This is a genomic window from Paludibacter jiangxiensis, from assembly GCF_001618385.1.
Classification (GTDB): Bacteria; Bacteroidota; Bacteroidia; order Bacteroidales; family Paludibacteraceae; genus Microbacter; species Microbacter jiangxiensis.
Map to the genome: position 1 here is coordinate 363435 of NZ_BDCR01000001.1, position 12712 is coordinate 376146.

The 12712-nt window shown below is 43.4% G+C and carries 11 protein-coding genes; 3 read left to right on the forward strand and 8 right to left on the reverse strand.

Translation table 11 applies throughout. The features are described 5' to 3' along the window. Positions 1 to 12 precede the first annotated feature (12 nt). The 8 genes from pyrG to PJIAN_RS01435 all read right to left on the reverse strand — a co-directional run bounded on the left by pyrG (position 13) and on the right by PJIAN_RS01435 (position 9414). Entirely contained in the window at positions 13 to 1614 is a 1602-nt protein-coding gene (gene pyrG / locus PJIAN_RS01395) for a CTP synthase (protein WP_068702667.1), read from the reverse strand. Between the two features lie 238 nt (positions 1615 to 1852). Continuing rightward, a complete protein-coding gene (gene miaA / locus PJIAN_RS01405) occupies positions 1853 to 2764 on the reverse strand; it encodes a tRNA (adenosine(37)-N6)-dimethylallyltransferase MiaA (RefSeq protein ID WP_068701302.1) in 912 nt (303 codons plus the stop codon). Then, positions 2765 to 3397 (reverse strand): MBL fold metallo-hydrolase, encoded by a 633-nt coding sequence (locus tag PJIAN_RS01410; protein WP_068701304.1) that lies wholly within the window; start codon positions 3395 to 3397, stop codon positions 2765 to 2767. It abuts the gene before it with no gap. A 21-nt stretch (positions 3398 to 3418) separates the two neighbouring features. Continuing rightward, on the reverse strand, positions 3419 to 6190 hold the full coding sequence (gene porW / locus PJIAN_RS01415) for a type IX secretion system periplasmic lipoprotein PorW/SprE (RefSeq protein WP_068701306.1): 2772 nt from the start codon (positions 6188 to 6190) through the stop codon (positions 3419 to 3421). A gap of 145 nt (positions 6191 to 6335) precedes the next feature. Then, positions 6336 to 6890 (reverse strand): FKBP-type peptidyl-prolyl cis-trans isomerase, encoded by a 555-nt coding sequence (locus PJIAN_RS01420; protein WP_084252206.1) that lies wholly within the window; start codon positions 6888 to 6890, stop codon positions 6336 to 6338. Between the two features lie 10 nt (positions 6891 to 6900). After that, positions 6901 to 7317, reverse strand: coding sequence for a secondary thiamine-phosphate synthase enzyme YjbQ (locus tag PJIAN_RS01425; RefSeq protein WP_068701310.1), 417 nt, complete (start codon positions 7315 to 7317; stop codon positions 6901 to 6903). Positions 7318 to 7331: 14 nt separating this feature from the next. Then, positions 7332 to 7958, reverse strand: a complete 627-nt coding sequence (locus PJIAN_RS01430) for a DedA family protein (RefSeq protein WP_068701312.1) — start codon at positions 7956 to 7958, stop codon at positions 7332 to 7334. A 67-nt stretch (positions 7959 to 8025) separates the two neighbouring features. Beyond that, positions 8026 to 9414, reverse strand: a complete 1389-nt coding sequence (locus tag PJIAN_RS01435; RefSeq protein ID WP_068701314.1) for a tetratricopeptide repeat protein — start codon at positions 9412 to 9414, stop codon at positions 8026 to 8028. 179 nt (positions 9415 to 9593) lie between these two features. On the opposite strand from PJIAN_RS01435, the gene PJIAN_RS01440 reads away from it, so the two are divergent. The 3 genes from PJIAN_RS01440 to PJIAN_RS01450 are packed head-to-tail and all read left to right on the forward strand — an operon-like array spanning position 9594 to position 12697. Continuing rightward, positions 9594 to 11012 (forward strand): RapZ C-terminal domain-containing protein, encoded by a 1419-nt coding sequence (locus PJIAN_RS01440; protein ID WP_068701316.1) that lies wholly within the window; start codon positions 9594 to 9596, stop codon positions 11010 to 11012. Positions 11013 to 11015: 3 nt separating this feature from the next. Beyond that, positions 11016 to 11753, forward strand: a complete 738-nt coding sequence (locus PJIAN_RS01445; protein ID WP_068701318.1) for a nucleotidyltransferase family protein — start codon at positions 11016 to 11018, stop codon at positions 11751 to 11753. Continuing rightward, on the forward strand, positions 11750 to 12697 hold the full coding sequence (locus tag PJIAN_RS01450; RefSeq protein WP_068701320.1) for an ABC transporter substrate-binding protein: 948 nt from the start codon (positions 11750 to 11752) through the stop codon (positions 12695 to 12697). The genes PJIAN_RS01445 and PJIAN_RS01450 overlap by 4 nt, the downstream gene beginning before the upstream one ends. The last annotated feature ends 15 nt before the right edge of the window (positions 12698 to 12712 follow it).

The window sequence follows — 12712 nt, forward strand, 5'->3', positions numbered from 1 at the left end:
TTAGTTGTTATCTTATTTATTAATAGCTGCTTTAATGAACTGAATAAACAACGGATGTGGGTTCACAACAGTACTGCTGTATTCAGGATGGAACTGAGTTCCGATAAACCATTTTTTAGATGGAATTTCAACAATTTCCACCAGATTGGAATCCGGATTAATACCGCTACACTTAATACCGGCTTGCTCGTATTGTTCGCGGTAGTCGTTGTTAAATTCGTAGCGATGACGGTGACGTTCTTTGATGGTATCTTTACCGTAAACTTTATATGCCAGCGAATCCGGTTCCAAATGACAAGGGTAAGCGCCCAAACGCATTGTACCACCCATATTCAGGATCGTTTTCTGTTCTTCCATCATGTCAATGACATTATGGCGGGTATTCAGGTCAAACTCCGTAGAGTTGGCATCGGCAAAACCTAAAACGTTACGTCCGAATTCAATGACCATACATTGCATACCCAGACAAATACCCAGACAAGGAATATCATTTTCGCGGGCAAAGCGGATTGCTTCGATCTTCCCTTCAATTCCACGGTTACCAAAACCCGGTGCAATAAGTATGCCATCGAGTTCTCCGAGCAGATCCATCGCATTTTCGGCATTCAGTTTCTCGGAGTGAATGAGTTCGAGTGTCAGCTTGCGATCATTGTAGGCCGAAGCATGCAACAATGACTCATTGATGGATTTGTAAGCATCCGGCAATTCGACATATTTACCAACTAACCCGATTTTGACAGGTTTGGTGGCATTTTTCATTTTGTCCACGATGTAAATCCATTGCTTCATATCGGGTTTGGGTTCTGTCGGGCAGCCCAGTTTGCGCAGCACGATTTCATCCAACCCTTCTTCTTCCATTTTCAAAGGAACTTCGTAAATGATAGGAACATCCACCGATTGAACAACTGCATCAGGAGCTACATTACAAAAAAGAGCAACTTTGCGACGAACATCAGCAGACAACGGGCGTTCTGTTCTCAGAACCAAAACGTCAGGCTGAACTCCGGCTTGCTGCAGCTCTTTTACAGAGTGTTGAGTCGGTTTTGTTTTCACTTCCTTTGCCGCAGCAATGTAAGGCACGTAAGTAAGATGAATGTTGAGACATTTGTTTCCAAGTTCCCACTTCAACTGACGAACGCTCTCAATATAGGGTAATGATTCGATATCACCCACAGTACCACCAATTTCGGTGATTACAAAGTCATATTCCCCGGTCTTACCAAGTTTCAGAATATTTTCTTTGATTTCGTCTGTAATGTGAGGGATAATCTGGACGGTTTTTCCAAGATAGTCGCCATGACGTTCTTTGTTGATTACCTTTTGATAAATGTAACCGGTAGTAACGTTGTTGGCACGGTGCATCGGTTCATTTACAAATCGTTCGTAGTGACCGAGGTCAAGGTCGGCCTCATGTCCGTCAACGGTTACATAACATTCCCCGTGTTCATACGGATTGAGGGTTCCGGGGTCAACGTTGATATAAGGGTCCAGTTTTTGGTTGGTCACTTTGAAGCCGCGTGCCTGCAGCAGCTTCCCTAACGATGCGGCTATGATTCCTTTTCCCAATGATGAAATCACGCCTCCCGTAACGAAAATGTACTTAGTCTCTTTCACTACAAAAAATAATTGTGGTTTGTTCTGCAAGAAAGGTTTTTGTTAATGATAACAAAAACCTTTCTCCTTGAAATATTGCGAGTTAATTGTTTCTTTGCCCTATTCCGTTTCCTACAAAAACGAAAGCACAAAGGTAGTAATTATTTGCCACATTTTTGCAGTAAAATATTCGTTGTGGTATTTCTAAACCCAATTGTCATAAAAATGCAACCTTTCGACAAAGTTGACAGTGAGAATATTACCACAAATTCCGGATAGCCTGAATTTTATCAGACAATGGCAGCGAAGCATCTATCCAATGAATAGAGAGCCCCCGTCTTTCCATCCCACGAAACCAGGTCATTTGCCGTTTTGCAAAACGGTGAATCTCCATTTCGAGCTGGGAAAACATCTCTTCAAATGTAAGACGGCCGGTAACGTATAGCGTAAGGTATTTGTATTCCAGCCCGTAATAAATAAGGTCATCGGGGGCGATGCCACTATCGAGCAGGCGGCGTACTTCGTCGACCATTCCTTCCTCCAGCCTGGTTTTGAGCCGACTGGTAATCCGGGCTCGGCGTTCGTCACGCGAAATATCAAGTCCGACAATCAGAGGACGAATATCAGGATAATCGGTTTTTATTTCCGGGTGATGCTGGTAATATTCTGCAATTTCGATAGCACGGATAGCCCGCTTTACAGTATCAACATCGGTGGTATTATGCAGAGTTTTGTACGTACTTAATATTTGAGTCAGCTCTTCAAGCGTTTTGCCCTCGAATTGCTTGCGGAATTCCAGATTGTCGGGCACCTGAATAAGCCGGTAACCTTTCAGAATTGCCTCAATATAAAGGCCTGTACCGCCACAAAGAACCGGAATTTTATTACGTTTGCTTATATCGGCAAAAGCCTGCAGAAAATCACGCTGATACTCGAAAACGTTGTATTTATAACCGGCATCCACAATATCAATAAGGTGGTAAGGGACAGGTTGCCCGTCAATGACATATTCCGATAGATCTTTTCCCGTACCGAGATCCATACCCCGATAAATCTGGCGTGAATCGGCACTGATAATTTCCCCGTCGATGGCACGAGCCAGATGCGTTGCTACCGTGGTTTTACCGGTGGCTGTCGGGCCGAGAATGGTTATAAGATTATATGCTGACATTTACAAATACGGATTATTCGCCTTCTCGTAACCGATTGTAGTAGTCGGACCATGGCCGCAATAGACCGTGGTTTCTTCGGGTAGCACCAACAATTTGTCGGTAATGCCGTCAATCAGTTGTTCGTAATTACCTTTGGGAAGATCTGTGCGACCAATACTGCCCTGAAACAACACATCGCCGGCAAAAAGCACAGACGAAGAAGCATCATAAAAGCAGAGGCTTCCGGGCGAGTGACCCGGCACGTGAATAGATGTAAGCGTAACATTTCCAAAGGAAACCGCATCTTCCTCTGTCAGGTACTCCTTCAGTTCCGGTTGCTCGTTATAAACCATCCCGAACATTTCGGCCTGCGAGCGGATTTGCTGAAGCAGAAATTCATCTGCCTTGTGAGCTTTTGCCAAAACCCCGTAGGTTCTTTCCACAAAAAGATTGCCAAAAGCATGGTCGAGATGAAGATGTGTATTTATCAGATGTTTAACGGAGAGTTGATTGTCCGCAATAAATTGCTGTAATGCTTTTTGCTCCGATTCGGTCACACACCCCGGGTCAATGATAATGCACTCTTTGGTTTCATCGTATGCCACGTAGGTGTTTTCCATGAACGGACTAAACACGAAAGTCTTTATAGTCATGATAACAATGTCTGGTTGAGTTTATTTATTAGCTTTTTCTTCGGCTGCCTGCGCTGGAATCAATGTATTCTGATAGAAGTTCAGATAATCATCGAAATTTTGTCCGACCTGAAGCGCTTTCAGGTTCTCTTCCGAAATAACTACAGGGTGAACTCCGGCTGCTGTGAGCACTTTTTGCAAAGATGCCTCTTCGGCAAGAGAACGTTGATAGAAATGTGCATCGCCGAACGATGGAAAATCAGCGATAACAATTAACCGAAGGTTATTTCCAAGAGACCGCACATCCAAATCGAAATCTTTCAGCACGAAATAATTGAAGTTATAACTTGCAACTTTATAGAGCAACCGATTGACATCTACAGAATCGGATGTAACCGGAAGCAACAGCAAATGCCGGTTATTGAGAGTTGATGTGAATTTAGGCGCCGGCTGGTTTTCCTGTTTGGCAAGTTCTTCCTGCTGTTTGGAAATAAGATTGCCGTACGAACTGCCCTTTGTCACCACTTTCCCCTGCCCCAGCAGCGCTAACATATCCTTCGCAGTGCTTACAACGTCGCTTTGCGGATATTTCTTAACCAACTCCTCCATCGCAATTCTCATACCCTGTTGATCAACGCTTTTACCGATGCTCAACGCATTGAGCAAACTAAACTTCGGCATCAGTTCTGCAAACGGATAGGTAGCATTAGCCTGTTTGTAATTGTTCATTACCGTTTGGAAATCGTTGCGGGTATAAGCTTCAAAAGTGGACTCGTAAAGCGTTTCCTGTTGCTGCAAGATTTGTTGTTGCTGTTGTGTATACTCCGGATGAGCCAGCATCAAAGCATATTTTGAAGTTGGGAAGCTATTCGTAATAATCGCCTTGTATTGTTCGGATTCGGTGGTTTTACCGGCCTTCTTATTGAGAGCATAAAGCGAATAGTACGCATCAATCCATGTAGAATCTGCACCAAAACGACGATGAAGTTCTTCGTATGTGGCAATAGCCATCGGTTCGTCTTCCAGTTTGCGCTCATAAAGCTGCCCCATGTTGAACAACGCCTTGCTTATCATACTGTTTGACTTGGCAATATCGGCAGGTGTTTTTGGAAGTTGAGCAAGATAAAATTCGGGTTTGTATTTATCTTCCTCTTTTTTAGCATTGTCCTTATCCTGATTACCAGCCAACGATGTTTGCACAATAGATTGCAAATCATTGGTAATATTTGATTTGTCTGTACGACGCCAGTCATCTTCCAGCTTACGATTGCCCCACAATTGCTGAAACTGAGTTATTCCACTCTGAACCGTCATCCGGTTGTAGAAATACCAACTGTTGCTATTTGATGCAGCTCCTGCCGAGGCCGCTGCGTTGGGCTGCCCGAAAGTACCGATATCCGAAAAACCATTATTTTGAGCCTGTTGCATAAGCAGTTGTTGCTGCTGCTGAGCCGCCAGTTGAGCTTTCTGCGCATCCTGCTCCGCTTTTCTGATGTTTGAAATGACATTGTTAATGGCATCCAGTCTTTCTTTCTCAGGCAATTTGGCAAGATGTTGCAAACTATCCTGCACGTGCACTGTGCTGTTGTATCCGGCAAGCTCGTTTAGCACCTCAGCACGTTTGGTTACCCTTTCAAAATCCTCATTATCAACCTTAATCTGTTTTGCAGCAGAAGCATAACAAGGCTGAGCCTTCAGATAAGCTTTGTCGTTGTAATAAAGATCTCCCAACTTAATGTTCGCCGTCATCTTATCGGGATTATCCGGGTTCTTTGAATTAATCGCGGTCAGATAATTCTCAATTGCCTTATCCTTTTTATTGTCGTTCAGGTAAATATTCCCCATTACAACATAAATCTGATCGGCATATTCCTTATTGCGGGGAGATTTTGCCATTTTTCGAAGTTCAGCCAACACTTTGTCGGTTTTTTCTCCGGCTACCTGAGCTCGTTGCAAGCGGGCGGCCAGTTCCATATCGTACGATGTGCTGGATTTGATGGCAGCCGTAAAAGCTGCATAAGCTGTTGTCTTATCATTGAAACGTGAACTCAACTGTCCCAGAATAAAATTGAAGCGGGCACTCAAAAAACGGTTACTTTCGTTTTCGGCAGCGGTTTTCAGGAAAGGAATGGCATCTGCATAGCGTTTTTCTTTCAACAGGAGATCTGCGCTGGCTGCAGCATAAATGCCATTTATTCTTTTGTTCAGGGAATTCTTCGTACTGACTTTATTCAGGGCGTCTTCCGCCTCATAACTCCATCCCATTTCGGAAAAACAACGTGCTCTGCCTATTTGAGCTTCGTCGGCCACATCAGCATCTATTCCAAAATGTTTGATTATGTACGCGTATGTACCCATTGCGCCGAGAAAATCAGCCTTATGAAATTCAGCCTGTGCAAGCAATAACCAGGAGCGCACCACCATCGGATTATACTCTTCTTTGCTCATAAATGCAATGTATGCCGGATCCTTCTTTTTCGAGAAATTCTTTTTGGGCTTTACTTTTATCGAGCGCTGTTTAATCGCTTTGCGGCATTTCTCAATCGTCACATCCATTTTTGATTTGGCAGCATCTGCATTGGAATGCTGACTTATAGGATACATCGAAAGCAATTGAGAATAGTTATCTCTCTGGGCTCTGTTAATGGCATCTATCCCCTCTTTATAACTTTGATAACCATTAAAATAAATATTGTACCGCGTGGTAAACGCGTTCATATTGCGGGTCAACCATGTATTCTTGGATGTTGTACAACCAAAAAACATAAAAACGGCTGATGTGTATATGAATATGTTGCGTAGTCGTTGCTTCATACGAGGCAAAAAGTGGTATTGAATTGCAAATGTACTATTAATAACGCTGTTTGCCTAAAAATGTTGCCTGTTTTTCTTTAATTACGTTATAACATCTTAAGCTCAAACCGGCCATTAAAATCCAAGGAAAAAGAAGGCAGAAGAATTAGTTATCTGAACTGCCGATTAACTTCACAGTACAAAACAACGCGGAATAAGGAGGAATGTGGTGTCCGTCACCACTCACGCCGTAAGCAAGAATAGACGGGAAAATAAAATCGAATTGTTCTCCGGGCTTCATCTTGCGCAGAGCCATATCAAGGCCGGTAAAACTTTCGCCTTTACCTAACCGGATAGTGGTTTTGCGGGGAGAATTGAGATTGGAATAACAAAATTTCCCATCAAGCAGTGTGATGGAATATTGGTAAGTAACAGCTTGTTGCGATTTAGCAACCGCTTTCCTGTTCGTTAAAGAACGGGAACACCAGAACCCAAGACTGTCTTTCTCGAGACGTAAATGTTTGTCGGCTATATATTTTTCAATTTGTCGCTCCTCATTATTAAGAATCGCTTTATTCAGAGTGATGAGGTTTTCTTTTTCTTCGTCGGGAACGGGAATATTGGAAGGTACCTGTGGCTGCTGCCTGCATGAACCACACAACAGCAATAAGGAACAGCACCACAATCCGACCGAAAAACGCATAAATGAACGAACCCTCATAGTTGAATTTTTATTCGCCGATAATTTTCACCAGCACTCTTTTTTTACGCATACCGTCAAATTCCCCATAAAAAATCTGCTCCCATGGTCCGAAATCAAGCTTTCCTTTGGTAATAGCCACAACGACTTCACGCCCCATTATCTGACGCTTGAGATGAGCATCTCCATTATCTTCATAACCGTTATGTTGATACTGACTATAGGGTTTTTCGGGAGCCAGTTTTTCGAGCCACACCTCCATATCGTGATGCAATCCGCCTTCGTCATCATTAATGAAAACGCTGGCCGTAATGTGCATGGCATTAACGAGAACCAAACCTTCGTTGATTCCACTTTCTCGAAGGCAAGCTTCCACATGCGATGTAATATTGACGAACTGGCGTCTTTGGGTAGTCTCAAACCAAAGTTCTTTGCGATACGATTTCATGGTGGACAAAAACGTTAATTTTCAGACTTCTTACTGGTGAGGTTTTTGTAAATCTTGTAGATATAATAACCCAAAGCAATAACCAATACAACCAAAACTCCGGTATCGATGTAGTGACTGTACTGCATCACTGTTTCCCAGTTTTGCTTGAGTTTATATCCCAGAAATGTAAGGAAGGCGTTCCAGATACCGGCTCCTAAAACAGTGTAAATACAGAATTTCAGGAAATTCATTTTGCCGGCTCCGGCAGGAATGCTGATAAAATGGCGAACAACCGGAATAAAACGGGCAGCAAAGATTGTGATTTGTCCGTGCTTGGTAAAGAATCGTTCCGACATTTCGAGATGCTTTTCCTTCAACAGGAAGAACTTTCCGAATTTGGTTATAAACGTTTTTCCGCCATAATATCCAATTGCGTAAGAGATTCCGGAACCAACCAAACTACCGAGAGTTGCAAAAAAGATGGTACCTGTCCACGTCAGGGTACCGTCAACAATGAGAAATCCCGCGAATGGCATTACCGCTTCGCTCGGCACAGGAAAGAACATGCTTTCGAGCATCATTAAAACAAAAATGCCCGGATAGGCACTTGCACTGATAATTGATACGGCCGCAATGGCAATTCGTTCGGTAATTCCCATGAAAAGAAGTCTTTGTTAATGCGCATTCCTGATCACTCCGGATTATTTGCGCGATGTGAATTGTATGTTAGTGATTTTTATCCTTGTTGATAATTTCTCTCGCTTCCGGACAAATGTCCAGAAATATGGTAGATGCTTCGGGATTTAGCTCAAGCGCTTTTTCCAACAGCGGAATTGCTTTTTTATATTCGCTGAGTTTGTAGTATGCAATAGCCAGAAACAGATTGATATTTTCCAGCGAACTATCTTGATTATAAGCTTCCAGATAACAATCCAGAGCCGACTGGTAAAGCGCAATGTCAATATAAATATTGCCAAGCGCAATCCAAGTATCCGGCTGGTGCTGTTCCAGTTTCAGCGATTTTTTGTACGCTCGTTCAGCTTCCTTTATTTTGTTAGTATTAACATATGCCTCAGCAAGATACACCCATGTTTCAAAGTTTTCAGAGTCAAGTTCCAGTGCCTTGTGAAGGTATTCGATGCTCTCTTCCGGTGCCTCGAGTTCAAGGCTGCAAATTCCCATTCCGGTCCATGCATCCGGATTTTTGTCGTTAATTTCCAACGCACGCTTATAGCAGGTCTTGGCATTATTGTACTCATCCAGTTTTTCATAGCATTCGCCCATGAATACCTGCAACAAGTCCGGATATGCCACTTTTTCCTCACACCTGCGATAGCATTCGAGCGAGTCTTCAAAACGGTTGAGATGGAAAAGAGTATTTCCTTTTTGCAACCATCCGCCGAAGTCTTCTTCGTCAATGACAGTCACATAATCGAAAGCTTCAAGCGCCTGAGAATAATTTGCCTGATTGAAATATACCAAACCAAGGTTGAACCATGCTTCCAAAGAATAAGCATCTGCATCAATTATCCTGTTGTAGTAATCGATGGCCGTTTGCGCCTGATCCAACTGTTCGTAGCAAAACGCGGCATCCTGCAGCAAATCGGCATCAGCAGAATCTTCCGCAAGACCTTTTTCAAGATAAATCAATGCCCGTTTGTAAAACCCGTTTGAAATATACACATGAGCAATATCGAGGCAGAGATTGGGCACATCAGAGTGTGCATTGTCTGCCAGTCTTGAAAAAACAAGATGAGCTTCCGATTCGTGGTTAAGGCGCAGCAAGGCTTCCCCTTTCAACAATTCGGTTTCAGCATCATTGGTGGTATGGATTCGTTCGAGAATTTGGAGTGCTTTACGTGCATCTCCGGAGGCGAGGTAAACTTTTGCCCGTTTGGTTTGTAAAACAGTGCTGCCCGGATGCAGGGTCATGCCCAGATCAATGGCTTTCGAGGACTCTTTCGGTTTGCCACAGTTGAGATAGTAATCTACGATAACTTCCAACTCTTCAACATCGAAATAGCCTACCGTACGGTTCTGCACTGCCTGTTCATAGCGACGCACTACCTCTTGCGATTCTTCGTCGAAGATGAATTCCTGATTGTAGCCCTTCATTTATACTCCTTGTTATTACGCTGCAAAGTTACGACAATATCGCGAAATCTAATCTTTTTGGGCTTCTAAAAGTTATTAACAAATTGGTTTTCAGTTGAAGAAAGGTTTGAGTGTTTGGCTTCTTAATTCCGTTGAACATCCAAGCTTTTTGTTTACTTTTGCAAGATAAATTTAACGAAATGGAAACCTTGAAATCTCTTTTCGCGCAGACCACCGGCGAAGCGCTGGAAGATATATATGAATTGCCCTCATCGGGCAGTAACCGCCGCTATTTCAGGTTGACGGGCAAAAAACAGGTACTGATAGGCGTGCTGGGCACTTCTGTCGAAGAAAACAAAGCTTTCTGGCTACTTGACACTCATTTCCGCACAAAAGGATTGCCGGTACCAAAGGTGCTGGCTCATTCCGAAGATTTTCACTGCTACCTGCAGGAAGATCTTGGAGATACATTACTTTTTGATGCCATTTCCAAAGGCCGGAGTTGCGGAAGTTTTGACGATAACGAAAAAGCATTACTCCATAAAGTGATTGCCCAGCTTCCCGGGTTTCAGGTATTGGGCGCACAGGGACTCGATTTTTCCCACTGCTATCCACGTCCCGAATTTGACAAGCGAATGATCCTGTGGGATTTGAACTATTTCAAATATTGCTTTCTGAAAGCTACGGGTTTGGAGTTCAATGAAAGCCGTATGGAAGATGATTTTGAAAAAATGGCGACCACCCTGCTCCGGGATCAGGCAAGTACATTTTTATACCGCGATTTTCAGTCCCGCAATGTGATGGTTGTGGATGGCAATCCCTATTTCATCGACTTTCAGGGCGGACGAAAAGGACCTGTTTACTATGACGTTGCATCATTTTTGTGGCAAGCCAAGGCGCAATATTCCGACGAATTGAGAGAAGAACTGCTGCAAACTTATCTGGAAGCGTTGCGCAAGCTGACTCCTGTTGACGAAGCCGATTTCAGGACGCAATTGCGCCATTTCGTGATTTTCAGAACAATGCAGGTTCTGGGTGCATACGGCTTCAGAGGTTATTTTGAAAAGAAACCTCACTTTATGCAAAGCGTACCGTATGCAATCGACAATCTGCGCCGCATTCTTTCCGAAGGTGAAATTGAAGAATATCCCTACCTGAATGACGTATTGAGACAACTGACTAAAATGAAACAGTTTGCCGACCTGAGCGGAACTCGCAAACTGGAGGTAACTATATACAGCTTTGCTTATAAAAAAGGAATCCCCGATGACATTTCGGGTAATGGTGGTGGCTATGTATTCGATTGCCGTTCCATCAACAATCCGGGCAAATACGAACATTACAAACATTTTACCGGCCTCGACAAAGAAGTAATCGACTTTTTGGAAGAAGACGGAGGCATAACAACGTTCCTGGATCATATTTATCCTTTGGCAGATGCACATGTGCAGCGTTATATCGAACGGAAATTTTCTCACCTGATGTTTTCGTTCGGATGCACCGGCGGGCAACACCGCTCGGTCTATAGCGCCCAACATTTGGCCGAACATATTGCCAAGAAGTTTGACGTAAAAGTATCATTGTTTCACCGCGAACAAAATATTGAAAAGACATTCTGACGGATGAAAGCGCTTATATTTGCAGCCGGACTGGGCACCCGCCTCAAACCATTGACCGACACCATGCCAAAAGCACTGGTACCGATCAATGGCAAACCTCTGTTGGAGCTTGTGCTGCAAAAGTTGATTGCAAGCGGATTTGACGAAATTATCATTAACGTCCACCATTTTGCAGATCAAATTATTGACTTTGTAAAGCAAAACAACAGTTTTGGGGTTCGTATCGAGATTTCGGACGAGCGGGATGCTTTGCTTGAAACCGGTGGTGGCATAAAAAAGGCTTCCTGGTTTTTCGATGACGGCGAACCTTTTTTGGTGCACAACGTTGATATTCTTTCCAATATCGACCTGAGGAAACTATACAACTACCATCTATCGCACAATGGCATTGCTACGGTTGTGGTAAGCAAACGGGATACTGCCCGTTATTTGCTATTCGACAACACCTTGCGTTTGAATGGATGGACAAACATAAAAACAGGAGAAGTAAGATCTCCTTTTGAAATGCTGGACGTTGCATCTTGTCAACGGCTTGCGTTTTCGGGCATTCATGTTATTTCGCCTAAAATTTTTGATCTGATGAGTGGTTGGGACGGAAAGTTTTCCGTGATAGACTTCTACCTAAAAATTGCAGCCAAAGAAACAATTAAAGGCTTTGTGCCTGAAAATCTGAAAATGATAGATGTGGGGAAAATAGATTCGTTACACGACGCGGAATTGTTTTTAACTAACAGTTTATGAGAAAGATCCTCTTTTTGTTCTGTATTGTTTTGCTGACAGCCTGTCACACTAAGCATGACGGCACGTTGACTATCGGCGTTCTGAAAGGACCGTCGGCTATCAGTGTATCCCAATGGCTTGACAAAGCTCCGGTTATTGATGGCAAAAAACTCCACATAGAGATTTTTGAAGAACCGGCTGACTTACAAGCTAAAATGATTCAGGGCAAAGTAGATTTTGCGGTCTTACCAACCACAATTGCGGCAATACTGTACAACAAAGGCGTTGACTATCGAATGATTGCATGCCCGGTGCAGGGATCGGTAAGTGTCGTTTCGTCCGACTCCATCACCTCCTTCAACGATCTAAAAAACAAAACAGTCTCTGTTTCCGGTCAGGGAACCACTCCCGACGTTTTATTTACCCTGCTGGCCTCCAAGTATGGATTCCGCAACAAAGAATTACTCATTGACTATAAAATAGGCAATCATCCTGATTTGGCACAGGCCATTATTATGGGCAAGATCACAACCGCCTTGTTACCGGAACCATTTGCCACAATGGCTTGCTCTAAGAACCGATCTGTAAGAAATGTGATTAGTCTGAGCAATGAATTGGCAAAGGTGGATAGTACACTGTTGTTTGCCATGACTGCTTTTGTTGCCCGAAAAGAGTTGGTAGAGAAGAACTCCGCAATGATCGATTCAATTTCTGACCGTTACCAATCGGCTTTAGTATGGTTACGCTCCAACACCTCCAAAGCTGCCGACGTGACTGTGGCTGCCGGAATCTTGCCTAACAAAGAAATTGCGCTTCGAAGCATTCCCAAGTGCAATATGCGCTACTTAAAAGCTTCGGACAACTGGCAACGCATTGAGAAGTACCTTGATATATACTTCCATTTTGACCCAAAAACCGTCGGAGGCAAGCTTCCGGACAAGCGGTTTTATTACGGCATTCATTAATTCTACGGATGTAGC

Bases quoted from the DNA above. Each gene is read 5' to 3' on its own strand.
- miaA (WP_068701302.1), bottom strand. From the start codon at position 2,764: ATGTCAGCATATAATCTTATAACCATTCTCGGCCCGACAGCCACCGGT.
- PJIAN_RS01410 (WP_068701304.1), bottom strand. From the start codon at position 3,397: ATGACTATAAAGACTTTCGTGTTTAGTCCGTTCATGGAAAACACCTAC.
- porW (WP_068701306.1), bottom strand. From the start codon at position 6,190: ATGAAGCAACGACTACGCAACATATTCATATACACATCAGCCGTTTTT.
- PJIAN_RS01420 (WP_084252206.1), bottom strand. From the start codon at position 6,890: ATGAGGGTTCGTTCATTTATGCGTTTTTCGGTCGGATTGTGGTGCTGT.
- PJIAN_RS01425 (WP_068701310.1), bottom strand. From the start codon at position 7,317: ATGAAATCGTATCGCAAAGAACTTTGGTTTGAGACTACCCAAAGACGC.
- PJIAN_RS01430 (WP_068701312.1), bottom strand. From the start codon at position 7,958: ATGGGAATTACCGAACGAATTGCCATTGCGGCCGTATCAATTATCAGT.
- PJIAN_RS01435 (WP_068701314.1), bottom strand. From the start codon at position 9,414: ATGAAGGGCTACAATCAGGAATTCATCTTCGACGAAGAATCGCAAGAG.
- PJIAN_RS01440 (WP_068701316.1), top strand. From the start codon at position 9,594: ATGGAAACCTTGAAATCTCTTTTCGCGCAGACCACCGGCGAAGCGCTG.
- PJIAN_RS01445 (WP_068701318.1), top strand. From the start codon at position 11,016: ATGAAAGCGCTTATATTTGCAGCCGGACTGGGCACCCGCCTCAAACCA.
- PJIAN_RS01450 (WP_068701320.1), top strand. From the start codon at position 11,750: ATGAGAAAGATCCTCTTTTTGTTCTGTATTGTTTTGCTGACAGCCTGT.